23 protein-coding genes are annotated in these 22,820 nt (G+C 72.0%); 5 read left to right on the forward strand and 18 right to left on the reverse strand.

The features are described 5' to 3' along the window. Nucleotides 1-13 precede the first annotated feature (13 nt). The gene (locus ABZ805_RS09430) at nt 14-904 is read left to right on the forward strand and encodes an AraC family transcriptional regulator (RefSeq protein ID WP_358436798.1); all 891 of its coding nucleotides are present in this window, start codon (nt 14-16) and stop codon (nt 902-904) included. A gap of 365 nt (nt 905-1,269) precedes the next feature. Here the strand turns inward: ABZ805_RS09430 and ABZ805_RS09435 are convergent, their stop codons facing one another. The 3 genes from ABZ805_RS09435 to ABZ805_RS09445 all read right to left on the reverse strand — a co-directional run bounded on the left by ABZ805_RS09435 (nt 1,270) and on the right by ABZ805_RS09445 (nt 4,274). Further along, nucleotides 1,270-2,544, reverse strand: coding sequence for an MFS transporter (locus ABZ805_RS09435; protein ID WP_358436913.1), 1,275 nt, complete (start codon nt 2,542-2,544; stop codon nt 1,270-1,272). 555 nt (nt 2,545-3,099) lie between these two features. Then, nucleotides 3,100-3,483 (reverse strand): Imm1 family immunity protein, encoded by a 384-nt coding sequence (locus ABZ805_RS09440; RefSeq protein ID WP_358436801.1) that lies wholly within the window; start codon nt 3,481-3,483, stop codon nt 3,100-3,102. 11 nt (nt 3,484-3,494) lie between these two features. Continuing rightward, nucleotides 3,495-4,274 carry a DddA-like double-stranded DNA deaminase toxin gene (locus ABZ805_RS09445; RefSeq protein WP_358436804.1) on the reverse strand — a complete coding sequence of 260 codons (780 nt, stop codon included), beginning with the start codon at nt 4,272-4,274 and terminating at the stop codon, nt 3,495-3,497. A 379-nt stretch (nt 4,275-4,653) separates the two neighbouring features. On the opposite strand from ABZ805_RS09445, the gene ABZ805_RS09450 reads away from it, so the two are divergent. Continuing rightward, entirely contained in the window at nt 4,654-4,731 is a 78-nt protein-coding gene (locus ABZ805_RS09450) for a putative leader peptide (RefSeq protein WP_358436915.1), read from the forward strand. 61 nt (nt 4,732-4,792) lie between these two features. Then, a complete protein-coding gene (locus tag ABZ805_RS09455; RefSeq protein WP_358436807.1) occupies nt 4,793-6,118 on the forward strand; it encodes an MFS transporter in 1,326 nt (441 codons plus the stop codon). 4 nt (nt 6,119-6,122) lie between these two features. Here the strand turns inward: ABZ805_RS09455 and ABZ805_RS09460 are convergent, their stop codons facing one another. The 8 genes from ABZ805_RS09460 to ABZ805_RS09495 all read right to left on the reverse strand — a co-directional run bounded on the left by ABZ805_RS09460 (nt 6,123) and on the right by ABZ805_RS09495 (nt 11,683). Beyond that, nucleotides 6,123-6,314: a DUF397 domain-containing protein gene (locus tag ABZ805_RS09460; RefSeq protein ID WP_358436810.1), complete on the reverse strand. Its 192-nt coding sequence runs from the start codon at nt 6,312-6,314 to the stop codon at nt 6,123-6,125. Between the two features lie 64 nt (nt 6,315-6,378). Further along, nucleotides 6,379-6,567 carry a DUF397 domain-containing protein gene (locus ABZ805_RS09465; protein ID WP_358436812.1) on the reverse strand — a complete coding sequence of 63 codons (189 nt, stop codon included), beginning with the start codon at nt 6,565-6,567 and terminating at the stop codon, nt 6,379-6,381. Between the two features lie 10 nt (nt 6,568-6,577). Then, nucleotides 6,578-6,862: a Scr1 family TA system antitoxin-like transcriptional regulator gene (locus ABZ805_RS09470; RefSeq protein WP_358436815.1), complete on the reverse strand. Its 285-nt coding sequence runs from the start codon at nt 6,860-6,862 to the stop codon at nt 6,578-6,580. 77 nt (nt 6,863-6,939) lie between these two features. Then, entirely contained in the window at nt 6,940-7,176 is a 237-nt protein-coding gene (locus tag ABZ805_RS09475) for a hypothetical protein (RefSeq protein WP_358436818.1), read from the reverse strand. A 417-nt stretch (nt 7,177-7,593) separates the two neighbouring features. Continuing rightward, entirely contained in the window at nt 7,594-8,736 is a 1,143-nt protein-coding gene (locus ABZ805_RS09480; RefSeq protein ID WP_358436821.1) for an LLM class flavin-dependent oxidoreductase, read from the reverse strand. A gap of 289 nt (nt 8,737-9,025) precedes the next feature. Beyond that, the gene (locus ABZ805_RS09485; protein ID WP_358436823.1) at nt 9,026-9,934 is read right to left on the reverse strand and encodes an SDR family oxidoreductase; all 909 of its coding nucleotides are present in this window, start codon (nt 9,932-9,934) and stop codon (nt 9,026-9,028) included. Between the two features lie 131 nt (nt 9,935-10,065). Further along, nucleotides 10,066-11,061 carry a zinc-binding dehydrogenase gene (locus ABZ805_RS09490; protein ID WP_358436826.1) on the reverse strand — a complete coding sequence of 332 codons (996 nt, stop codon included), beginning with the start codon at nt 11,059-11,061 and terminating at the stop codon, nt 10,066-10,068. Between the two features lie 19 nt (nt 11,062-11,080). Continuing rightward, a complete protein-coding gene (locus ABZ805_RS09495) occupies nt 11,081-11,683 on the reverse strand; it encodes an NAD(P)-binding domain-containing protein (RefSeq protein WP_358436828.1) in 603 nt (200 codons plus the stop codon). 193 nt (nt 11,684-11,876) lie between these two features. Here ABZ805_RS09495 and ABZ805_RS09500 point away from each other — a divergent pair, with 193 nt between their 5' ends. Beyond that, a complete protein-coding gene (locus tag ABZ805_RS09500; RefSeq protein ID WP_358436831.1) occupies nt 11,877-12,488 on the forward strand; it encodes a TetR/AcrR family transcriptional regulator in 612 nt (203 codons plus the stop codon). Nucleotides 12,489-12,765: 277 nt separating this feature from the next. Here ABZ805_RS09500 and ABZ805_RS09505 read toward each other — a convergent pair whose 3' ends face one another. The 6 genes from ABZ805_RS09505 to ABZ805_RS09530 all read right to left on the reverse strand — a co-directional run bounded on the left by ABZ805_RS09505 (nt 12,766) and on the right by ABZ805_RS09530 (nt 20,738). After that, a complete protein-coding gene (locus ABZ805_RS09505) occupies nt 12,766-14,403 on the reverse strand; it encodes an ABC-F family ATP-binding cassette domain-containing protein (RefSeq protein ID WP_358436833.1) in 1,638 nt (545 codons plus the stop codon). 88 nt (nt 14,404-14,491) lie between these two features. Beyond that, complete coding sequence (ssuE, locus tag ABZ805_RS09510) at nt 14,492-15,052, reverse strand: NADPH-dependent FMN reductase (protein WP_358436835.1); 561 nt, start codon at nt 15,050-15,052, stop codon at nt 14,492-14,494. Between the two features lie 287 nt (nt 15,053-15,339). Beyond that, nucleotides 15,340-16,284 (reverse strand): acyl-CoA desaturase, encoded by a 945-nt coding sequence (locus tag ABZ805_RS09515; RefSeq protein WP_358436838.1) that lies wholly within the window; start codon nt 16,282-16,284, stop codon nt 15,340-15,342. 136 nt (nt 16,285-16,420) lie between these two features. Next, complete coding sequence (locus ABZ805_RS09520; protein WP_358436840.1) at nt 16,421-17,554, reverse strand: DnaJ domain-containing protein; 1,134 nt, start codon at nt 17,552-17,554, stop codon at nt 16,421-16,423. Between the two features lie 118 nt (nt 17,555-17,672). After that, entirely contained in the window at nt 17,673-18,677 is a 1,005-nt protein-coding gene (locus ABZ805_RS09525) for a lysylphosphatidylglycerol synthase transmembrane domain-containing protein (RefSeq protein ID WP_358436843.1), read from the reverse strand. 132 nt (nt 18,678-18,809) lie between these two features. Further along, nucleotides 18,810-20,738, reverse strand: coding sequence for a hypothetical protein (locus tag ABZ805_RS09530; protein ID WP_358436846.1), 1,929 nt, complete (start codon nt 20,736-20,738; stop codon nt 18,810-18,812). 81 nt (nt 20,739-20,819) lie between these two features. Here ABZ805_RS09530 and ABZ805_RS09535 point away from each other — a divergent pair, with 81 nt between their 5' ends. After that, a complete protein-coding gene (locus ABZ805_RS09535; protein ID WP_358436849.1) occupies nt 20,820-21,002 on the forward strand; it encodes a PspC domain-containing protein in 183 nt (60 codons plus the stop codon). 289 nt (nt 21,003-21,291) lie between these two features. Here the strand turns inward: ABZ805_RS09535 and ABZ805_RS09540 are convergent, their stop codons facing one another. Continuing rightward, nucleotides 21,292-22,788, reverse strand: a complete 1,497-nt coding sequence (locus ABZ805_RS09540) for a CoA-acylating methylmalonate-semialdehyde dehydrogenase (protein WP_358436918.1) — start codon at nt 22,786-22,788, stop codon at nt 21,292-21,294. Nucleotides 22,789-22,820: the final 32 nt, after the last annotated feature.

Below are 22,820 nucleotides of genomic sequence, written 5' to 3' on the forward strand. Positions count from 1 at the left end.
CCAGGAGCCGGGCGTGGACCCGGTAGACGACCTCCTCGCCACGATGCGGATCGAGGAGTCCCGGTACGTGCGGATGACGGCGCGCGCGCCGTGGGGGATCTCGTTCCGCTCCCGGCGGGTGGCGCGGCTGGTGCTGATCACCACCGGGTCGTGCTGGCTGACCGGGGCGGCGCTGCGGGAGCCGCTGCGGCTGTCCGCGGACGACTGCGTGCTGGTGCGGGCGGGCACCGGGTTCGCGCTGCAGGACGAGCCGGGCCGCCCGCTGGTCGATTGCGAGGGCGACGTCCGGTTCGGCGGGGACGGGGAGCCGACCGAGCTGGTGTCGGCCCGGTTCAGCTTCGACGCGGTCGCCGCGGACGCGCTGTTCGGACTGCTGCCGCCGCTGTTCCGGCTGCGCCTGGACTCGGCGGGGGGCGAGCTGCTGCGCGGCACGTTCGACCTGATCGCGCGGGAGTCCGCGGCGGCCGCGCTCGGCTCCGGGTTCGTCACGAGCCGCCTGTCGGACGTGCTGTTCGTGCAGGCGGTGCGCGCCTGCTGCGCGGACGTGGGCGGCGGCACCATCGGCTGGGTGGCGGCATTGCGGGATCCGCGGCTGGCCGGTGCGGTGCGGGCGCTGCACGCGGATCTGGCGCACCCGTGGACGGTGCGTTCGCTGGCGGAGGTGGCCGGGATGTCGCGTTCGGCGTTCGCGGCTCTGTTCAAGGAGCGGACAGGTGACACACCGCTGGGGTACCTGGCGGCGTGGCGGACGTACCGGGTGAAGGCGCTGCTGCGGGAGACCTCGTGGAGCGTGCAGGAGATCGCGGTGCGCGTCGGCTACCCCACCGGCACCGCGCTGAGCCGCGCCTTCCACCGGCGCGAAGGCGTCTCCCCCACCACCTGGCGCGCGACCCGCACCAGGTGAACGGCCCGCTGCTCGCACCGGCGACCACCTGGAACCGCCGCGCAGGGTGAACGGCCCACCCGCGCGGCCGGTCGAACGGGCGCCCCAGCGGACACGACCGGCAGCGTGAGCCGCTCGGCCGGTCGAGCGGGCGCCCCATCTGAAAACGACCGGCAAGGTGAACCGCGGCCGGTCGAACGGGCGCCCCGCCGGAAAGGACCGGCAACGTGAACCGCGAAGTCCGTCGAACGGGCGCCCGACCTGAAAAGGATCGGCAACGTGCACCGCCCACCCGCAGAACCGGTCGAACGGGCCACCCACCTGCGACGATCAGGAAGGTGGGCGCCCCCGTCCGGCTAGCCAGGTGGGCCGTTCGACCGACGTGCTCAGCGCGTCGCGACCACCGGGGCCGGGTCGTCCCGGAGATCCCAGCGGCGGCGGCGCAGCACCACCGGCACCTGGTCGCCGCGGTCCTGCGCGGTGAGCACGGCGGCGCGCACCCGGCGCCACCACACGGCGGTGCGGAACGCGCTCAGCAGCAGCACGGCGACGAGCGCGAGCAGCGCCACCCGGTAGCCGCCGCCGGCCAGCTGCAGCACCAGGCCGACGGCGAGCACGCTGAGCGCGGTGGCGCTGTGCCCGCCGACGTTGGCGATGCCGGTGGCGGTGCCGACCTGGCTGATCGGGTTGTAGTCGCGCACCAGCGCGAACGCCACGCTGGAAACGGGCCCGCCCATCGCGAACACGAGGAACGCGCCGCACACCACGGCCAGCGGCGGCCGCGCGAAGCTCAGCAGCACCACCCAGGTCAGCCCGTTGGCCGCGAGGTAGCCGAGCACGATCGGCATCCGGCACGCCGGGAACCGCCCGATGATCGCGCCGACGAGCGGCCCGCCCGCGACCTGCCCGATGATCAGCAGGCTGAGCACGACGCTCGCGGTGGCGGGCGGCACGCCGACGCCTTCGACGAGGTACGGGTAGCCCCACAGCAGGCTCAGCGCGTTGGGCACGAACATGGTGCCGAAGTGCGCCCAGAACGCGAGCCGGGTGCCGGGGATCGACCAGGCGGACCGCACCTTCCGCAGGATGGCGCCGGCGTCCTCGGCACCGGAGGTGGTGCCGGGCACGTCGCGCACCACCCCGGTCGTCACGCCCGCGTAGGCGGCGGTGATCGCGCCGACGAGCAGGAACGTCCAGGTCCAGCCGAGCGAGCCGAGCAGCGCGGTGAGCGGGAACGTCGCGGCGACGCCGCCGAGGGCGCCCGCCGCGGCGGACAGGGTGGCGACCAGCGCGTACTGGCGGGCGGAGAACCGGGTGGCCACGAGCCGCAGGATGCTCACCCAGGTCAGCGCGTCACCGACGCCGAGGACGCCGCGCGCCAGCAGCCCCATCGGGTAGGAGGTGGCGAGCGCGAACAGCAGCTGCCCGCAGCCGAGCAGCAGCACGGCGGCGGTGAGCACGCGGCGGGAGCCGAACCGGTCCACCAGGAGCCCGGTGGGGATCTGCATGGCGGCGTAGATCCCGACCTGCAGCACGGTGAAGGCGCTCAGCGCGGCGGGCCCGACCTCGAACCGGTCGATGGCCAGGGGGCCTGCGACGCCGAGCGTCCCGCGGTGGAACACGGCGGCGAGGTAGGTGAGCACGGCGGCGCCCCAGATCAGCCACGCCTGCCGCGCCCCGCTTCCCGCTGATCGGGACGGCGGTGGGGTGCTGCCCGGGTTCGCCGAGGTGGCGGCCACTCGGGTGATCGGTGGCGGTGCCCCGCCACTGCGATCACGGTCGTCCGATTGCCGACTCTCCGGTCGGTCGCCTGCCACGTCGTGCCCCTTCCGCGCTTTTTCCGGTTCCGCACTCATCGTCGTCGGCCGAGCGCGAGAAGTTAGCGCCCGAAAGCGTGGAATCCGCCACAGTGACCATCCACTGTGGACGAAACGTGGTTCGGCGAGACCATCCGGGACCGGCATCCGCCCCGATCCGCTGGCCCGACGGGGCGTCCGCCGTTCGGGACCCGCCGCGGTGTCCCAGCATCCGGGAGCGGGGCGGGTGCCGGCGCCGGTGCGTTGACAGCGTTCGCAGCCGTTCCTAGCGTCGTCGCGTGCGACCGGCCCTGCTCACCTCGCGCCACCACGTGGAGGGAAGGCCGCCACCGAACACGACAGACCCCCGCACCGGTTCGGGACGAATCCCGGATGGAACGGGGGTTGGTGTCGTCTTGCCTACCGAGCAGCCCACTCGATGCAGGTCGGCCGCTGACCGGTCCGCAGGAACTCGCGGGTCACCTGAAGCGCGGCTTCGGCCGGGATCTCCGAAAACCTCGGGAACGGAGCGTGGTGGTCGGCCCACCAGTAGTCCGCGGGTTCCGGGTTCGAACCATCGGCCGGGAGGTGAGCCGTCTTGCCATCCCAGTAGATCAGCGCACCGCGCTCACCGTTGAGCCCGACTTTCAGAGTCGGCGCGGTGGTGTTGTCGATGTCGGTGTAGAACGACCACATCTGCTGCGTGCGCTCATGATCCGCGCGCCGCAACACCTCGGCGACCTCTTCCGGAGTCTCTTCGAGGTCCGAGACCTGCGTGCCGCCGTCTTCGAGCAGCTCCTCCACAGCGCTGCTGGTCATCCCTGCTCCTGTCCTCGGTAGTTCCACTGGAACGGCTCGTTGTCCCGCGTTGTGCCGTAGACGGTGACGCTATACCCCGGTGGCAGGAACTTGGGCAGAACCTTGTGGCAGACGTCCTGGAATCGCTTCTGCCGCTCGTACCCGCACGGGGTGTGGTTGATGGCGACCTCAGCGTTCGGGACCTTCCACTCGGCCATCATCGCAGCCACCTTGATCTCCACGTGGTGTTCGAGCTGATCCGTCTGCACGTTGATCGCATCGAGTCGATCGCGGATCAGTGCCACCCAGTGCGGATCCTCCCCCGAGCTGATCGGGACCGTCTTGTCGCCGATCTTGGCTCGCCCCTTGGTGCGCTGCTTGGCACCTGGTTCAACCCGCCGCGGCAAGTTCTCGACGAGCCCGGCGGCTTCGGGCGGGTACTGATCGCCGTGGGAGTTCGTGATCGTTCTCGCCCGAGTCGGGGCGGCCGACGACGAAGTGGCGTCGGGGACGCTGCTCGGCGTTGCGGGTTCGCCGCCGATGCCGACCCGGTACTCGCCGATCGCCACGACGACCTGGCCCAACGCCACGAACACCCGACGCAGGACGTCTGCGACGACGCTCTGCCGAGCGAGCGCAGCCTGCATCTCCGAATCCTGGGAAGTCTGCGCGATCACGAACAAAGCCGAAGCGGCCTCCGCCTGCCGCTCGATGGCCACCCGGAGATGCTTCCTGCCTTCCTCGGTCTTTCCCGCGGCCGCGTGTAGCCCTTTCCCAACCTCCTCGAATGCGCTCACCAGGCCGGCCCCTACTGTCGGCGACAACGACGAACGGCAGAGTGCCAGCCCCCTACGACATTTCCGCGACCTGCCGACCTCGCCGGACGGCAGGTCCTCGCCCTTCCCGGGAAGTTGTCGCCGGGGCGCTTGAGCACCGGGTCGCACCATCGTGCTCAATCACCGCGTCCCACGAACTGCTGTGCGATCAGGTCGTGCGTGTTCCACGTGCCCGGGTGGCGATGTCGGCCTGATCCTTCATTCCGCCATCGGGTGGCGATCACCTCGTCGAACATGCCGGTGCAGGAACCCGATACCGCGGTGTCCCAGCATCCGGGAGCGGGGTGGGTGTCGGCGCCCGCGCGTTGACAGCGGTCGCGGCCGTTCCTAGCGTCGTCGCGTGCGACCGGCCCTGCTCACCTCGCGCCACCACGTGGATCTGCTGCGGGTGGCGTCCGCGGGCTGTCCCGACTCCTGACCGTCCCCGCACCGGCCGCGCCCGCGCGCCGCACCCCGCCGCAGCCAGGAGTCCTCCGAGCATGACCACCGCCCTGACCGAGCCGGCCGAGCACGGCTCGCCGGCGAAGAACGTCCGCACCGTCATCACGTCGAGCCTCATCGGCACGACCGTCGAGTGGTACGACTTCTTCCTCTACAGCACCGCCGCCAGCCTGGTGTTCGACAAGCTGTTCTTCCCGACCGCCGATCCGACCGTCGGCACGATGCTGGCGTTCACCACCTTCTTCGTCGGGTTCGTGGCCCGGCCGCTGGGCGGCATCCTGTTCGGCCACATCGGCGACCGGATCGGCCGCAAGCGCACCCTCGTCACCACGATGGTCGTGATGGGGCTGGCCACGGCGGCGATGGGCGCGCTGCCGACCTACGAGCAGGTGGGCATGTGGGCGCCGCTGCTGCTGGTGCTGCTGCGGCTGTTCCAGGGCCTGGCGATCGGCGGCGAGTGGGCCGGGGCGGTGTTGATGGCCGTCGAGTACGCGCCACCCGGCAAGCGCTCGTCCTACGGTTCCTGGCCGCAGGTGGGCCTCGCGCTCGGCCTCGGCCTGGGCACCGGGTTGTTCGCGCTGCTGGGCAACGTGCTCGACGACGAGCAGTTCCTCGGCTACGGCTGGCGGATCGCGTTCGGGCTGAGCCTGGTGCTGGTGCTGGTCGGCCTGGTGATCCGGCTGCGGGTGGCGGAGACGCCCGCGTTCCAGCAGATGCGGGAGCTGCAGGGCACCGCGCGGGTGCCGTTCCTGGAGCTGTTCCGGGACCGGGCGACCCGCCGCAACACGGTGCTGGGCCTGCTGTCGCGGTACTCGGAGGGCGCTGCGTTCAACACCTGGGCGGTGTTCTTCCTGACCTACGCGACCGGCACGCTCGGCCTGCCGCGCAACGACGCGCTCATCGGCGTGATGGCGGCGGCGCTGGTGCTGGCCGTGCTGATCCCCGTCGTGGGGCGGATCGGCGACCGGCGTTCCCCGCGGCTGCTGTACGCGCTCGGCTCGGCGCTGTTCGCGCTGTCGGTGTACCCGGCGTTCCTGGCGTTCCAGCTGCGCAGCCCGCTGCTGACCGGCGTGGTGATCGTGCTGGTGCTGGGCGTGGTGCACTCGGTGATCTACGCGCCGCAGGGCACGTTCTACGCCCAGCTGTCGCCGGTGCGGCTGCGCTACACCGGCATGTCGTTCATCTACCAGTTCTCCGGGATCTACGCGTCCGGCCTGACCCCGCTGATCGTGACGGCGCTGCTCGCGGCGGGCGGCGGCGCGCCGTGGCTGGCGTGCGGCTACCTGGTCGCCACGGGTGTCGTCGGAGCGGGGGCGACCCTGCTGCTGCGCCGCGAGGACCTCCACTTCACCACCGGGCGGTAGCCGCTCAGCGCTGGAACCCGCCCGACTTGATCGCGTCCACGAACCGGCCGAATGCCGCAGGCGCCACGCTGAGCACCGGCGAGCGGTCACCCAGCCTGGAATCCCTGATCAAGGCGGCACCGCACCGTCCCGCGGTCTGCACGCACTGACCGCCCTGCGTCGAACGCGACGACGTCTTCCACTGGAACTCGGACATTCTCGTGCCCCTCACAGCCCGGAGAACTTCTCGGCGAGTGAAGTGAGCGTTCCGCGCGCGGTGATCAGCGGGCGAAGGCGTCGTGCTTCACGTCGTGGATGAAGCGGCCGAACGCCGTGTCGGACAGCCGCAGGTGCGCTCCCGCCGGATCCTTGGAATCGCGGATCGCCGGGAACCCACCCCGGCGGGCGGTCTCGACGCAATTGCTGCCCTGAGCGCTGCGCGACGACTTCTTCCACCCCGCGTCGGACACTGCCTGCTCCTCACTGACGACGCCGGAACTCGTCGGCCAGTCTACGCACCAACACCATCGATTGATCAACATCCAGAGCAGCGCGGTGCAATTCGCCGAACAGCCTGGAGAGCTCTGAGGTATCCCTCGAACCGTCCACGATCCGGCCGCTCAGCGGTGTGTCGACGAATGCGATGTCGCCCGTGTTCGCGGGGAATCGCAAGACGGCGAAAGACCCCTGCGGACTGATGTGCGCACCGGCGTCGAACGCCAGCACTTGAAGGACGACGTCGTCCTTCGCCGCTTTCTCCGACAAAGCGTCGACGGCCCGCTCACCCGGCAGGAGCGGGCGGGCCGTTCAGCCGATCAGCGGTGCGGTCGCCGGGTTCCGGGCTACTTCCGGACGAAGGAGAGCTCGACGGATGCGAAGAACTGCTCGACGTCGGCCAGCTGCCAGCCGATCGGTTCGAGCGCCTTCTTGATCCGCTCGATCTCGCGACGCACCTGCCGCATCGACGTCCGCCGGAGGTTCACGTCGAAACCGGCGACGTACACGAGCTCGCCCGCCTCGTAATCCCGCCTCGCTTCCGACACGAGCTTCGACATGTAGTAGGCGTGCAGCAACCCCATGGCGTCCTCCCCAGAACGAGCGGGCGAGTCCGCGGGGAACACCTCCGCGCGCCCGACGTTCGAACCGTACGGAGGAACGTCCGGTACCAATCCGCAGCAGCGCCGGATCTGCCGTGCAGGTCCGGATCGACCGGCGAAATCGGCCCATCCGGCGTATCGGATCACCTGGCGACATCGGCCCACCCGGTGGAATCGGCGCACCCGGCGACATCGGCCCGTCCTGCGTACCGAGTCGCTCGGCGAACCAGGTCACCCGACGAACCGGATCACCTGACAAGGGGACCGCTCGGCGAACCGGATCACCTGACAAGGGGATCACTCGGCGAACCGAGTCACCCATCGAACCGGGTCACTCGGCGAACCAGGTCACCCGGCGAACCGGATCACTCGGCGGATCGAGCCACCCGGCGCAGGAGGTCACTCCGCGAACGGGATCGCCTGCGCCGCAACGGGTTCCGGCGCGCCCGGATGCCGCCACAGGCCCTTGCGCTCCAGGATCGGCAACACGCCTTCGCCGAACCAGTACGCCTCCTCCAGGTGCGGGTGCCCGGAGAGCACGAACTCGTCCAGGCCCAGCGCCGCGTACTCCTCGATCCGCGCCGCGACCTCTTCGTGGCTGCCGACCAGGGCGGTGCCCGCGCCGCCGCGCACCAGCCCCACCCCGGCCCACAGGTTCGGGTAGATCTCCAGGTCGTCGGACTTGCCGCCGTGCAGTTCCAGCATCCGCCGCTGGCCTTCCGATTCGCTGCGGGACAGGCCCTGCTGCACCTGCTCGATCGTCGCCGGGTCCAGCGCGTCCAGCAGCCGCCGCGCCTCCGCCCACGCCTGCTCCGAGGTGTCCCGGCTGATCACGTGCAGCCGGATGCCGAAGCGCGGCGTGCGGCCCTGCTCGGCGGCGAGCGACGTGATCCAGGCGATCTTCTCCGCGACCTTCGCGGGCGGCTCGCCCCACGTCAGGTACACGTCCGAGTGCTTCGCGGCCACCGCGCCCGCCGCGGGCGAGGAACCGCCGAAGTAGATGTCCGGCACCGGATCCGGCGTGCGGGTCAGCTCCGCGCCCTCCACCCGCACGTGCTCACCGCTGAAGTCCACCCGCTCGCCGCGCCACAACGCGCGCACCACGTGCAGGAACTCGTCGCCGCGCGCGTAGCGGCCCTCCTTGTCCAGGAAGTCGCCGTAGGCGCGCTGCTCGTGGCTCTCCCCACCGGTGACCACGTTCAACAGCAGCCTGCCGCCGGAGTGCCGCTGGTAGGTCGCGGCCATCTGCGCGCCCAGCGTCGGCGACAGCAGGCCGGGGCGGAACGCGACGAGGAACTTCAACCGCTCGGTGACCTCGGCGAGCATCGCCGTGGACAGCCAGGCGTCCTCGCACCACGCGCCGGTCGGCGTCAACGCGCCCTCGAAGCCCAGCTGCTCGGCGCTGCGCGCGATCTGCCCCAGGTACGCCAGCGTCGCCGGGCGGGCCCCGCCCGCCGTGGAGGTCTTCACCCCGTGACCACCGCCGACGAGGTAGCGGCTGTCGCCGTAGGTGGGCAGGAACCAGTGGAACGTGAGCGGCATCGGGCTTCTCCGAGATGGGTGCGAAGGAGGACGTCCAGGACGCGCTGCGGCAGGAACCGCCCGCGACGGAGCGGAACCCCGCGCGCGGGGCAGTGGCGTCAGCCGCGACAGCGCTGCGCCGCGACGCGCACGAAATCCACGTGTCGGCGTCGGGTCAGCAGCGGCGGAATCACTTTTCCATCCGAGCAAAGGCCCTGTGCGCTGTCAATGAGTCCTCCCTCATGCCACCGGCCGGTCACCGGGAGCGGAAGCCGCCGAGCACGGCGACGGCTTCCGCCCGCGGCGGGCACTAGTCCGCGACCGCCTGCTGCGCCGCGTCCGGGACGACGAGCGGGTAGTGCCGGGCGAAGAACTCGCGGTAGCCGGTCGGCCGGTAGCCGATGAGGCGTTCCAGATCTCCGGTGTTCGCCCCGAACTCGCCGCGGTTGATCGCCGCCGTCCACTCCGCCATGAACTCGGCGAGGGCGCGGGGCACGCCGAGCTCGGCGACCATGCCGTCCACGTAGGCCTCCGGCGCCACGGGCACGTGCGGAACGGGCGCGCGGTGGATCTCGCTCAGCGCGGCGGCGATCTCGCGGAACGAACCGGATTCGCTGCCGCTGAGCGTGTAGGTCGTGTTCTCGTGGCCGTCCTCGGTGAGCACCGCCGTGCTCGCCGCCGCCAGGTCGCGCCGCAGCGCCGGCGCCACCGCGCCCGCGCCGTCGGGCACCCGCACCCCGTTCCGGTAGGGGTCGGCGCCCAGGTTCGTGCCCAGCACGTCGAGGAAGATCGGCTGCCGCAGGACCGTCCAGGTCAACCCCGAGGCCTGCAACGCCTGTTCGGCGAAGACGTCCGAGTCCGTGACACCGGCCTGCCGGACGTCCGAGTCCTCGTCGCGCTGGACGGCCGTGAAGACCACGTGCTCGACCCCGGCCTGCTTCGCCGCGGCGATCGCGTTGAAGTGCTGCGCGTTCCGGTCGGTGAGGGCGACGGCCGAGACCAGCAGCAACCGTTCCACCCCGGCGAAGGCCCGCACGAGCGATCCGTGGTCGAAGTAGTCGCCGCGGCGCACCTCGACGCCCCGCTCGGCCAGGTCCGCGGCGCGGGACGGGTCGCGGGCGAGCCCGAGCAGCCGGTCCGCGGGCTGCCTGCGCAGCAGCTGGTGCAGGACGGCCCGACCGAGATGACCGGTCGCGCCGGTCACCATCAACTTTCCCATCGTTCTCGTCTCCCGTTCGGTGGTGATCGTTTCGGTGGTGATCGTTCGGCGGTGATCGTTCGGCGGTGATCGTTCGGCGGTGATCGTTCGGCGGTGATCGTTCGGCGGTGATCGTTCGGCGCGGACCGAGCTCAGAACCGGATCACGGTCTTCCCGACCGTCCGCGCGCTCTCGACCAGTTCGTGGGCCCGCCGCATCACGTCCGCGCCGAGGCCGTCCAGCACCGTCGTGGCGATGGGGCGCAACTGGCCCGCGACGACGTCCCGCGCCAGCTCGGCGAGGATCCGGCCCTGGCGGTCGACGTCGACTCCGGCCGTGATCCGGCTGAACACCATCTCGGTGTGCAGCGACAGGGACTTGGCCGCGAGCGGCATCGGGTCGAGCGGGCCGGTCAGATCGACGGCGGCGAGGTGGCCGAACGGCCGCAGCACCTCCGCGATCCAGCCGAGGTTGCCCGCGGTGCCCGCGGTGGACAGCACCAGGTCGACCCGGTCGATCCCGGCGGCGCGGAGCTGGGCGGGCACGTCCCCGGTGTGGTCGACGACGAGGTCCGCCCCCATCGCCGTGCACCACTCGCGCGATGCCGGGCGCGAGGCCGTGGTCGCGACCAGCGCGGGCGTCCTGGTCTTCAGCAGCCGGGTCGCCAGGGTGCCCACCCCGCCCGCACCGCCGACGATCAGCACGCGGTCGATCCCCGCGGCCAAGCCGTCGTGCTCGCGGAACAGCGCTTCCCACGCCGTGAGGCCGCCGATGGGCAGCGACGCGGCGTCGGCGAAGGCCAGCTCGTCCGGGATCGGCGCCACCACCCGGTGGTCCACCGCGACCCGTTCCGCCCAGGTGCCGTCCCGCGCCATGTCCCCGGTGCCCATGACGCGGTCGCCGACCGCGAAGCCCGCGGCGGCCGGTCCCACGGCTCGAACGACCCCGGCGAACTCCCAGCCCAGGACGAGCCGTCCACCGGGTTCGGCGCTGCGGGTCCGCCGGACGCCGGCCTCGCCCGGGTTGATCCCGACGGCCCGGACCTCCACGAGCAGGTCCGCGTCGCGCAGCCGCGGTTCGGCGACGTCGACCAGCTCCATCGCGAACGCGTCCAGCGGGTGGGCCTGCTGGTAGGCGAGTGCTTTCATCTGCCGTCCTTCCCTGCGCTCAGTCCTGCTTGAGGGCGTGCAGCGCGGACAGCGGGCCGCCGCCGACCTGCATCAGCCGGCCGCCTTCGCGCAGCGCCCCGACGTCCACCGGCGCGAACCCGATCTCGTCCGCGATCGCGTGGAAGTCGGCTTTCGCGGCCGCGTCGTCCCCGGCGTAGAAGAGCAGGCGGCGGCCTTCCGCGTGCCGGGGATCGGGGGCGATGTGCTCGGCGAACAGCGTGTTGAACGCCTTGACCACCCGCGCGCCCGGCGCGTGCCGGGCGACGAACTCGCTGCCGGTGTCCGAGCCGAGGTCGACGAGGTCCGCGGGCGTCACCCCGGTCAGCTGGTTGGTCGTGTCGACCAGGATCCGGCCGTTCCACGCGGGCAGGTTCGCCAGCGCGGCGGGGATGTCCGACCACCGCACGGCGAGGAACACCACGTCGGCCGCGGCCGCTTCCGCGACGGTGCCCGCGGTGGCCGACGGGCCCAGCCGCTGCACGACCTCGCTCAGCGAGTCCGGGCCGCGGCCGTTGCTGAGGACGACGCGATGGCCAGCCGCGACGAGGTGACCGGCGATGGCCTGCCCGATGGCGCCGGCGCCGATGGTTCCGAAGTGCACGAGTCCTCCCGGAGCGCGTGGGGCGCTCGGCCCCGCCAATTTTTGATGACGACCGCCATCAAAATTAATGATGATGACCCACATCAATACTTGTCAAGGCGCGCCGCGCTCGTTTTGATGACGGGTATCATCGACCAGGCGACATGCCGACCGGGGCCGCGCGACACGGGCCCCGCGCGCCGAGGAGGCCCAGGTGCCACGCATCACGCAGGAGCAGAAGAAGCTCAACCGCGAACGGATCGTCGGCGCGGCGGGCGAAGGCTTCCGACTGCGCGGCATCGACGGGATCGGCATCGACGAACTGATGAAGGCCGCCGGGATGACGCACGGGGCGTTCTACAACCACTTCTCCTCGAAAGAGGACCTCGCTCTCGAAGTCTTCAACCGCGGCTTCACCGACTCGCTGGCCGCGCTCGACGCCGTCCGCGAGTCCCATCCCGGTGCCGCCCGCGCCGCCCTGGACGCGGTGGTCGAGCAGTACCTGACCGCCGACCACCGCGACCACCCGGAAACCGGCTGCGCCTCGGCAGCCCTCGCCGCCGACGCCGGACGCCACGGCTGCGCGGCCCAAGCCCAGTACCAGCGCGGGCTCGCGGGCTACTTCGACACCATCACCGACATGGTCCGCGAAGCCGCGCACCAGGAGGGCACCGAACCGGACCCGGCGGAATCCCGCGAGCAGGCGGTCGCCCTGTTCTGCCAGCTGGTCGGCGCACTGGTGGTCTCCCGCGCCGTCGCCGCGGCCGACCCCGAACTGTCCGAAGAGGTCCTCAAGGCCAACCGCGCCCGCCTCACCGCGAACTGAGTGCTAGGCCACCGAAGGCGTCTTTGATCTCGCGCAGCAGACCTTGTCGGTTCCCTGTCAGCGGTGAAGCCGCTGAGCCGACGACCACCGAAGCAACCGGACCACCCGCGGGTTCTCAGCGGTTCCCTCGCGAGGACAGCGATTTCGCTGTGTACGGACCGGTACATGAGAAATCGCAGCCACACCGGGCAAGCGGGCAGCGAGGGAACCGCTGAGGTTCCGCTACCCGAGCGCCCCGCAAACCGGGGGCGAAGGCAGGCAGTGCGGTTCCGCCACCTCAGAGCTCCACGACTCGACCATCGTCGACCTGCAACCGCCGCGTCACGTGCACCGCGTCCAGCATCCGGCGGTCGTGCGTCACCAGCAGCAGGGTGCCGGAGTACGACGCCAGCGCCGACTCCAGCTGCTCGATCGCAGGCAGGTCCAGGTGGTTCGTCGGCTCGTCCAGCACCAGCAGGTTCACCCCGCGCGCCTGCAGCAGCGCCAGCGCCGCCCGCGTCCGCTCCCCCGGCGACAAGGTGTGCGCGGGGCGCAGCACGTGCACCGCGAGCAGCCCGAACTTCGCCAGCAGCGTGCGGACCTCGGCGGTCGGCCAGTCCGGCACCTGCGCGGCGAACGCGTCCAGCAGCGCCTCCGCGCCGAAGAACAACCCGCGCGCCTGATCGACCTCGCCGACCACCACGCCGGAGCCCAGCGCGGCGCGGCCCTCGTCCGGGGCGAGCCTGCCCAGCAGCGCGGCCAGCAACGTCGACTTCCCGGCGCCGTTCGCGCCGGTGATCGCCACCCGGTCCGCCCAGTCGACCTGCAGGTCCACCGGCCCCAGCGCCCACGGGCCGCGGCGCAGCACCGCGCCGTGCAGGGTCGCCACCACCGAACCGGAGCGGGGCGCGGCGGCGATGCTCATCCGCAGCTCCCACTCCTTGCGCGGCTCCTCCACCACGTCGAGGCGTTCGATCATGCGCTCGGTCTGCCGCGCCTTCGCCGCCTGCTTCTCGGTGGCCTCGCTGCGGAACTTGCGGCCCACCTTGTCGTTGTCGGACGCCTTGCGGCGGGCGTTCTTCACGCCCTTCTCCATCCACGAGCGCTGCGAGCGGGCCCGGGATTCCAGCGCCGCGCGGGTGTCGGCGTACTCGTCGTACTGCTCGCGGGCGTGCCTGCGCGCGACCTCCCGCTCCTCCAGGTAGGCCGCGTAGCCGCCGCCGAACGACCGCACCTGCTGCTGCGCCAGGTCCAGCTCGACCACCCTGGTCACGGTGCGCGCCAGGAACTCGCGGTCGTGGCTGACCAGCACCGTTCCCGCGCGCAGCTCGGCGACGAAGCGCTCCAGCCGCTCCAGACCGCCCAGGTCCAGGTCGTTCGTCGGCTCGTCGAGCAGGAACACGTCGTAGCGGCTCAGCAGCAGCGAAGCCATGCCGGCGCGCGCCGCCTGCCCGCCGGACAGGCTCGTCATCGGCTGTTCCAACGCCGTGTCCAGCCCGATCTCCGCGACGACGTCCTCGGCGCGTTCGGCCAGGTCAGCACCACCGAGCGCCAGCCAACGGTCCAGCGCCGTGCTGTACGCGTCGTCCGAACCCGCCGCGCCCTCGGTGAGCGCTTCCGTCGCCGCGTCCAGTTCCCGCTGCGCCGCCGCCACACCCGTGCGCCGGGCGAGGAACGCCTGCACCGACTCGCCCGGAATCCGGTCCGGTTCCTGCGGCAGGTAGCCGATCGTCGCGGTCGGCGGGCTCAACCGCACCGAACCGTCCGTCGCCGGCACCAGGCCGGCGAGCATCCGCAGCAGCGTCGACTTGCCCGCGCCGTTCACCCCGACCAGGCCCACCACGTCGCCGGGAGCGACGACCAGATCCAGGCCGGAGAACAGGACGCGCTCGCCGTGACCTGCGGCGAGCCCCTTCGCGACGAGTGTGGCGCTCATAAGGACTGCGATCCTAATCCCCGCTCACCGCGGGGCCGCGCCCTCGTCCCCGCGTCCTCGTCCCCGCGCCCGGCCCCGCCGCGCGGGACTACGCGGTCCGGCCGAGGACCGTGCCGTGCGGAATCCCGTCCAGGGCCTTCTCGAACTGTTCCAGCACGTCGGCCAGCGGAGCCGAGCTGTCCTCGTGGATCGCCAGGTCCTCGCCGGTGACGGTCAGGTGCTTGTCGATGAGGAAGAAGCTCTGCACCACGTGCCGCGCACCCAGCGAACTCACCACCGGGCGCAGCCCGTAGTCCAGCGCCAGCACGTGCGCCAAGCTGCCGCCGGTGGCCAGCGGCAGCACCGCCTTGCCGGTGAACCCGAACTGCGGCAGCAGGTCCAGGAACACCTTCAACAGCCCCGAGTAGGCGGCCTTGTAGGTGGGCGTGGCGAGCACGATGCCGTCGGCGCGCCCGACCTTCGCCACCGCGTCGGCGATCTCGGCGTCGCTCGTGTCCGCACCCAGCAGCGCTTCGGCGGGCAGGGTGCGCAGCCGCAGGTGCTCGGCGCGGCGGCCGGACGCGGTGAGCCTGCGCGCCAGGTGCTCGGCGACGCGTTCGGTCTTGGAGGTCTTCGAAGGGCTACCGGAAATGACCAGGACGGTGGACACGCGCGTTCTCCTCACGGGGGTGGCCGGTGATCCGAGGCGGGGAAACGAACCGGGGCAGTCCACAGTGGAATGATCAGTGAGCTGCGGAGGCGCCGGTCCGGCGGCGGGAACGACACCCCTGCGCCGCGACGCGCAGCAGATCCACGTGGCGGCGCTCGGTCAACGACGCCGGGAGGGCGGGCAGGTCCGGGAGCACGGAACCATCGCAACACCGGCTCGAACGGGGTGTCAACCAGACGGGACGCGAATCCCAACTCGCGGAACCGGGAATCCCTCCCGGCGGCGCGTCAGTCCGCCGCGCCCCGGCTCAGGCGGTCCAGCCGCCGCGGCGTCGGCCACTTCACGTGCGACGCCCAGCCGAAGCGCTCGAACAACCAGATCACCCGGGCCGACACGTCGATCTGCCCGCGCCGCACGCCGTGCCGCGCGCACGTCGGATCGGCGTGGTGCAGGTTGTGCCACGACTCACCCATGCTCAGCAGCGCCAGCGGCCAGAAGTTCGCCGCCTTGTCCCGGCTCTTGAACGGCCGCTCCCCGATCAAGTGGCAGATCGAGTTCACCGACCACGTCACGTGGTGCAGGAACGCCACCCGCACCAGGCCCGCCCAGAAGAACGCCGTCCACGCGCCCCACCACGTGCCCGTCACCGCGCCACCCAGCACCGCGGGCAGCAGCAACGTCAACACCGTCAACGGCCCGAACAGCCGGTGCACCAGCACGATGTCCCGATCCGCCATCAGGTCCGGCGCGAACCGCTCGCGGTTCGTCAGGTCCCGCTCGAAGAGCCACCCCATGTGCGCGTGCCAGAACCCGCGCGCCAACGCCAGCGGTGACGTGCCGAACGCCCACGGCGAATGCGGATCGCCCTCCCGGTCCGAGAACGCGTGGTGCCTGCGGTGATCCGCCACCCAGTGCATCACCGGACCCTGCACCGACATGCTGCCCGCCACCGCCAGCGACACCCGCAACCAGCGCTTCGCGCGGAACGCGCCGTGCGTGAAGTACCGGTGGAAACCCACCGTCACCCCGAGGATCGTGAACACGTAGAAACCCGCGGCCAACCCCACGTCCCACCAGCTCAGGCCCCACCCCCACGCCAGCGGCACCGCGGCCAGCAACGCCAGGAACGGCAGCAGGATGAACACGTAGACCGACAGCTGCGGCGCCCACCCCCGACGCCCGGCCAGCAGCGGCGCCCGTTCCTTGCCTGCGGTGGATTCGGTGGTGACCATCGCGCGAGAACCTCGAATCTGGCGGGAGCTGGGACCGTGCGCTCCACATTCCAGGTACCCGAGCCGCCCGGCAACGAACCGCACCCCACACCGCGGTGAACTTCGCCTGATCAGGGTGAATCCAGGCCGGTGGGGTTCAGCGCGTCACCACCTGGGCGAGGACCATCGAGAACGCGTCCCGGTCCACCGCGGCCGGCTCCGCCGCCAGCCACTCGCCGATCTCGCGGACGAAGCCCTCCGGCGTCAGCGGTTCCACCGGCGCCGCCGCGTCCGACTCGCCGATGCTCACCTCACCGGCCCGGTTCGGGTAGAGCAGCAGCACGCCGCGCACTTCGACCTCCGGCAGCAGCGCCTCGAACGCCGCGACACCCTCGCCGAGCCGCGTGGTGCCACCGCGGAACACGTGGCCGTTGCGCCACACCTCGCCGTCCTCGTCCACCTCGTAGTGGCCGGGCAACCACCGCTTCGACTCGACCAGCACCAGCCGCCTGCCGCACAGCACCGCGTGATCCACGTCCGCGAACACCGAACCCGGCCAGGCCACGCCGTGGAAGATCCGCACCCCCGGCAGCCGCGTCAGGTGGTCCGCCAGCAACTCCGCGGACCGCTGCTTCACCACCGCGTCCGCGGCCACTTCCTCCGCCGCGGTCCCGCCGAACACCCGGCCCCGGTTCTCCGCCTCGAACAAGCGGTCCGTGCGGTGCGCCTCCAGCAGGCGCCGCAGCAGCACCAGCACCACCACCCCGGCCGACACCAGCAGCGCCAGCCACATCCCCAGCAGCACCCCGCTCAACCCCACCAGCAGGCCCGCCGCCGCCAGCAGCACCCAGCCACCGGCCATCGCCAACGCCGCCGTCCGGTCCGGCGCCGTCACCGGCAGGTACACCACCCGTTCCGCCGGATCGACCTCGTCCCACCACGGGATGTCCGCGGCGCCCAGGTCCGGGGCGGGCGGTGCGAAATCCGGATCGTCGCCGAAGTCGCGGCGCTGTCCCGGCCGGTACACCCACCGCCGGGACGGCGTGCGGGACCGGGGCTCCGCGACCACCGGCTCCGGCTGCTCCGCGCCGTCACCCCCACCGTCGTAGTCCGCGCGGCGCACCGGATCGTTCAACGTCTCGTACGCCTGCTGCAGCAACCGGAAGGTGCCCGCGGTGCCGCCGACGTCCGGGTGCATCGTCCGCGCCAACGTCCGGTACGCGGATTTGATCTCGGCGCTCGACGCGGAGCGCTCCACGCCCAGCAGCTCGTAGTAGTCGACCCCGCGCACGAAACTCCGTCCACCGTAAGCGATCGGCCAGCCACGACCGCGCGGATATGATAAGTGCAAGCGGCCGTTCAAGATCAGCCAGTGGTGCCGGGCGAGCCGCGTTCCGCGACCGGTTCGGCTAACCGGGTGACGACCGCAGCCGCCACGCCAGCAACCCGCCCAACGCCAACGGCAACCAGAACACGAACACCCGGAACACGAGCACCGCCGCCGCCGACACCCCGATCGGCACCCCGTACGAGGCCAGCGCCGCGGCCGCACCCACCTCCACGAAACCCACCCCGCCCGGCAGCACCCCGACGATGCCGAACAACGTCGACACCGCGTACGCCACCAGCGCCACCAGCGGCCGGTCCCCCGCGCCCACCGCCACCATCGACGCCCACAGGACCGCCGCCCCCAGCAGGTCGATCAGCACCGCGAAGCACACCGCGGGCAACGCCGTCCACGGCCGGGCCCGGATCGCCGCCACCGCGTCGTAGAACTCGTCCGCGGCCTCCGCGTCCCGCTCCCGCGGCTCGCGGCGCAGCACCCGGTCCAGCACCCGCCCCGGCCACGACCACACCCGGCGCAGCACCTCCCGGCTGCGCACCGCCGCCACCAGCGCCACCACCCTCGCCAGCAGCCCGATGGAGAACAGCACGGTGGCGACGATCTCCGCGCGCTCCATCCGGCCGTCCCAGCACACCACCGCCAACCCCGCCGCCAGCGTCACCACGAAACCCACCTCGGCGGTCTGCGCCGCCGCCAAGTACGCGCCGGTGACCCGCCCCTGATCGCGCGTCCCCCGACCGCGCGCGTGCAGCGAGAACGCCGCCAAGCCCGCCAGGTTCCCCGACTTCACCGCCAGGTTCAGCGCGATCGACGCCACCGTCACCGGGAGCAGCTCCGCGAATTCGTGGTAGCCGCCCGCCCCGGTGACGCGGCGCGCCGCCACGTGCAGCAGCACCCAGTTCGCGATCCACACCAGCAGCACTCCCGCGCCGACCGCCAACCAGCGCGGATCGGCGTCCCGCAACGCCCGGCCCGCCGCGGGCAGCTCGTGGCGGTTCGCCCACACCAGCGCGGCGATCGCCGCCGCCACCAGCAGCACCGCCGCGACCTGGAGCCAACGGGAACGCACCGGAGCAGGGTGGCAGCAGGGCGGTCTGAGCGCCGCCCGGACAGGACCGTGTTCGCTCGCCCGGAAGCGATCACGATACGTGTCGACCAGTGCGGGCTCGCCCACCTTTTCCGGTGAATCCGCTGCCCCCGTTCAGCGATCTCGGTGCGCGGTGCCGCGTCGGCGTGTCGCGTCCCGCCGCCGCCGGGCCCGAGTCACCTGCCGCTTGGCGTCCCGCAGCCGATCGGTCAGCTCCGACAGCTCCGCGCGGAGCTCGTCACGACGATGTTCGAGCCGGTCCCGCTCCTGCTCCACCGACCGCAGCGCCTCCTCGGCGCGGTGCCGGTCGGACTGGGTGCCGCGCTGGTCGGATTCCGTGCCACGCCGGTCGGACTCGGTGCGGCGCCGGTCAGACTCGATGCGGCGTCGATCTGTTCCGGTGCTGCGCACGTCGGACTCGGTGCCGCGCGGGCCCATTCCGGTGCTGTGTTGGTCGGACTCGGTGCCGCGCCGGTCATCTCGCGTTCGCCGCGTTCCGTCCTTCGCTTCCGCCGCGTTCTTGTCGTCGGTCGTCCCGGCCTTCGCAGTCCCGGACTTCGCAGTCCCGGACTTCGCGGTCTCGGACTTCGGCCGCGAGCGGGCGGGCGGCGCGTCCTCCTCGCCGGTCGGGGCTGGTGCGGATTTCGTTCGGTCTCGTGCTGCCTTCGCCCGGACCCGCGCACCGGCCGGGCCGTCGTGCGCGGCCTTAGCCTGGCCCTGCGCCGTTCCCGACCGCTCCCGCCCACCGGCCGACCGGTCCTGCGCCGCTTTCGGCCGACCCTGGGCTGTTCTGGTCCGCTTCTGAGCAGCGCTCGTCGGGTCGTGCGCCGTCCGCACCCGGTCCTGCGAGGTGGCCGCCGGATCCTGCTTGGCCGTCGCCGGATCCTGCGTGGCCGTCGCCTGATCCTGGGCCACCTTTCTCCGGCGCGGCGCAGCGGCGGCCCGCTCCCGCCCAGCCTCCGACCCGTTCTCCGCCGCAATCTCCTGGCCGCGCGCGGTGGCAGATCGGCCCTGCGCAGACTCCCGTCGGGCCTGCGCCGCCTCCGGCGGACCCTGCGCAGTCTTCGTCCTGTCCCACTCGGCTTTCGTTCGACCGTGCGCGGTCTCCGGCCGGCCCCTCCCCACTGTCGTCCGGCCGTGCGCCTGCGCCGCTTTTGGCCGGTCCTGCACGGTCTCCGCCTGATCTCGCGTGGTGGCGACCCGCTCCCGCGCGCCCTCCGACCGGTCCGGCGCCGCCTTCCTCTGAACCCGTGCGGTGTCCCGCCTGCCGTGCGCGGTACCTGGCTGGTCCCGGGCAGTGCGCGCCGTGGGACGTTCCGCGATGCGCGAGCCGGACCGACCGGCCGCCGCCGGCGATGCTTCCTCCGCCGAAGCGCGCGTCCGCCGCTCCGGGCTTCGCTCTCGGCTTCCGGTCTCCCGTCCGCCCCTCAGCGGCGGCGCGTCATCCCGGGAGTGTTCGGCGCCCCGCTGCGCACCCTCGCGCGGGCCGTGTCCCCGCGGCCCGGTCCCCTGCTCACGGCGAGCCGTGGCGCTGCGCATCGCCGCCACCGACAGCTCGTCCAGGCCGAACCCGCTGTACTCCAGCGCGCCGCTGAGCACCCCGGCCCGCACTTGGCGCGCGGAGTCCGGTTCCGCGACCGCCGCGGTGAAAGTGCTCTCCACCTGCCTGCGCGCCTGCTCACCCAGCGGTTTCCCGCCGCGTTCCACCACCTGCGCCGTCCGAGCCGTCAGATCCGTGACGACTTCCGCGCGCCGCCGGTCCAGCCGCCGGATCTCGTCCCCGCGCAGCTCGCGTTGCGCTGAACGCAACTCCTCGCCGACCTCGACGAGTTCGGCCACCCGCCGCGGATGTTCGACGGCCACCCGGTTCACCGCCCACGCCGCCGTCGTCGGCTTGCGCAGCTCCCCGATCGCCCTGGCCAGGTCCTCGTCACCGGCGTCCCGGGCGGCGCGGACCCGCTCGTTGCGGTCGGCCACGAACCTCGCCGGATCTCCCTGGTAGAGCTGCTGCAGCAGCTCGTCCGGCACCTGCTCTCCGGCCATCCACCCAGCCCAGCACGGGCCCCGCCGCCGCGCACCCGAGCCCGAGGCGTGGCGCCGGGTCCGGCGGGGAACCCCACCGGCATGACGACGGTTCTGCAACGCCCCCGCAGCGGGGCTCTGATCGCCGGGGTGTGCGCGGGCATCGCACAGCGCTTCGGCTGGAACGTCGGCCTGGTCCGGCTGCTGTTCGTGCTCTCCTGCATCCTGCCCGGCCCGCAGTTCTTGATCTACCTGGCGCTGTGGATCGTGATGCCCAAGCAGTGAACCCGGGATCGAGGACCAGGGCCGAGCACCGCCGTGACCTGGCCCGGAACGCGAAAAACCCGCTGACTCTGGAGTCAGCGGGCCTTTCCACGCGGATGGCCGAGGCGGCGGAACCGCCCCTCCCTTGTGGCCATCCGGAACAGCCGTGCTCGGTCAGGTGGCGCCCTGGAACCGGCACGGCCAGCTCATCGCCGGCGCACCGTGCTGATGTCCACGGTAACCGCTACGGGTGACATAAGCCCAGGGCGCGCCGCACTTCACCGGACGGAAACCGGGTGTTCCACCGAAATCAAGTGTTCTGCGGGAAGCCCAGATCCACCCCGCCGTCGCTCGGATCCGGCCAGCGGGTCGTGATCACCTTGCCGCGGGTGTAGAAGTGCACCCCGTCCGTGCCGTAGATGTGGTGGTCGCCGAACAGCGACTCCTTCCACCCGCCGAACGAGTGGTAGCCGACCGGCACCGGGATCGGGACGTTGACACCGACCATGCCCGCCTCGACCTCCAGCTGGAACCGGCGCGCCGCTCCCCCGTCGCGGGTGAAGATCGCGGTGCCGTTGCCCCACCGCGAGGAATTGATCAAGTCGACCGCGTCGCGGTAGCCGTCCGCCCGCACCACGCACAGCACCGGCCCGAAGATCTCGTCGGCGTAGGCGTCCATCTCCGGGCGCACCTTGTCCAGCAGGCTCACCCCGATGAAGAAGCCGTCCTCGTAGCCCGGCACCACCAGCTCGGTGCCGTCCACCACGACCTCCGCACCCTGCTCCCGGGCCAGCGGGACGTAGGAGGCCACCTTCGCCCGGTGCTCGGCGGTGACCAGCGGCCCCATCTCCGAGGACTCCCGGTCACCGGGCCCGATGGCGAGCGCCCGGGCCCGTTCGGCGATCTTGCCGACGAGCTCGTCGCCGATCGGATCGACCGCCACCACCACGGACACCGCCATGCAGCGCTCCCCGGCCGAGCCGTACGCGGCCGAGACCGCGGCGTCGGCGGCCTGGTCCAGGTCCGCGTCCGGCAGCACCAGCATGTGGTTCTTCGCGCCCGCCAACGCCTGCACCCGCTTGCCGTGCTCGACCGCAGTGCGCTGCACGTACCGCGCGATCGGCGTGGACCCGACGAAGCTGACCGCCGCGACATCCGGATGGGTGAGCAGCCGGTCCACCGACTCCTTGTCGCCGTGCACCAGGTTGAGCACGCCGTCCGGCAACCCCGCTGCCGCGAACAGCTCGACGAGGCGCTGGGTCGCCGACGGGTCCTTCTCGCTCGGCTTCAGCACCACGGCGTTCCCGCAGGCGATCGCCATCGGGATCATCCACAGCGGCACCATCGCCGGGAAGTTGAACGGCGTGATGCAGGCGACGACGCCGACCGGCTGCCGGATCGACTCCACGTCCACCCTGGTGGAGACCTGCGTGGAGCTCTGCCCCTTGAGCAGCTGCGGGATGCCGCAGGCCAGCTCCACGATCTCCAGGCCGCGCGCGACCTCGCCGAGCGCGTCGGAGTGCACCTTGCCGTGCTCCGCGGTGATCAGCGCGGCGATCTCGTCCCGGTGCGCGTCGAGCAGCTCCCGGAACTTGAACAGCACCTGGGTGCGCTTCGCCAGCGAGGACGTGGACCACGACGCGTGGGCCTTCGCCGCCGCGGCGATCGCGGTGTCCACCTCGTCCGCGCTCGCCAGCGGGACCTGTCCGGTGACCTGCCCGGTCGCCGGGTTCGTCACCTGTCCGAAGCGGCCGGAGGTCCCGTCCGCGGCCGCCCCGTCGATCCAATGCCGAATACCGTTCACGATCTCCCGAAACCTTCCCGATTCGCCGCGAATCC

Origin of the sequence: Saccharopolyspora sp. NPDC047091 (assembly GCF_040643635.1) — a bacterium.
GTDB lineage: Bacteria > Actinomycetota > Actinomycetes > Mycobacteriales > Pseudonocardiaceae > Saccharopolyspora_C.

Excerpts from the sequence above, each read along its gene's own strand:
- ABZ805_RS09475 (WP_358436818.1), bottom strand. The coding sequence starts at position 7,176 with ATGGGGTTGCTGCACGCCTACTACATGTCGAAGCTCGTGTCGGAAGCG.
- ABZ805_RS09515 (WP_358436838.1), bottom strand. The coding sequence starts at position 16,284 with ATGGTCACCACCGAATCCACCGCAGGCAAGGAACGGGCGCCGCTGCTG.
- ABZ805_RS09535 (WP_358436849.1), top strand. The coding sequence starts at position 20,820 with ATGACGACGGTTCTGCAACGCCCCCGCAGCGGGGCTCTGATCGCCGGG.
- ABZ805_RS09490 (WP_358436826.1), bottom strand. The coding sequence starts at position 11,061 with ATGAAAGCACTCGCCTACCAGCAGGCCCACCCGCTGGACGCGTTCGCG.
- ABZ805_RS09530 (WP_358436846.1), bottom strand. The coding sequence starts at position 20,738 with ATGGCCGGAGAGCAGGTGCCGGACGAGCTGCTGCAGCAGCTCTACCAG.
- ABZ805_RS09455 (WP_358436807.1), top strand. The coding sequence starts at position 4,793 with ATGACCACCGCCCTGACCGAGCCGGCCGAGCACGGCTCGCCGGCGAAG.
- ABZ805_RS09460 (WP_358436810.1), bottom strand. The coding sequence starts at position 6,314 with ATGTCCGAGTTCCAGTGGAAGACGTCGTCGCGTTCGACGCAGGGCGGT.
- ABZ805_RS09480 (WP_358436821.1), bottom strand. The coding sequence starts at position 8,736 with ATGCCGCTCACGTTCCACTGGTTCCTGCCCACCTACGGCGACAGCCGC.
- ABZ805_RS09505 (WP_358436833.1), bottom strand. The coding sequence starts at position 14,403 with ATGAGCGCCACACTCGTCGCGAAGGGGCTCGCCGCAGGTCACGGCGAG.
- ABZ805_RS09485 (WP_358436823.1), bottom strand. The coding sequence starts at position 9,934 with ATGGGAAAGTTGATGGTGACCGGCGCGACCGGTCATCTCGGTCGGGCC.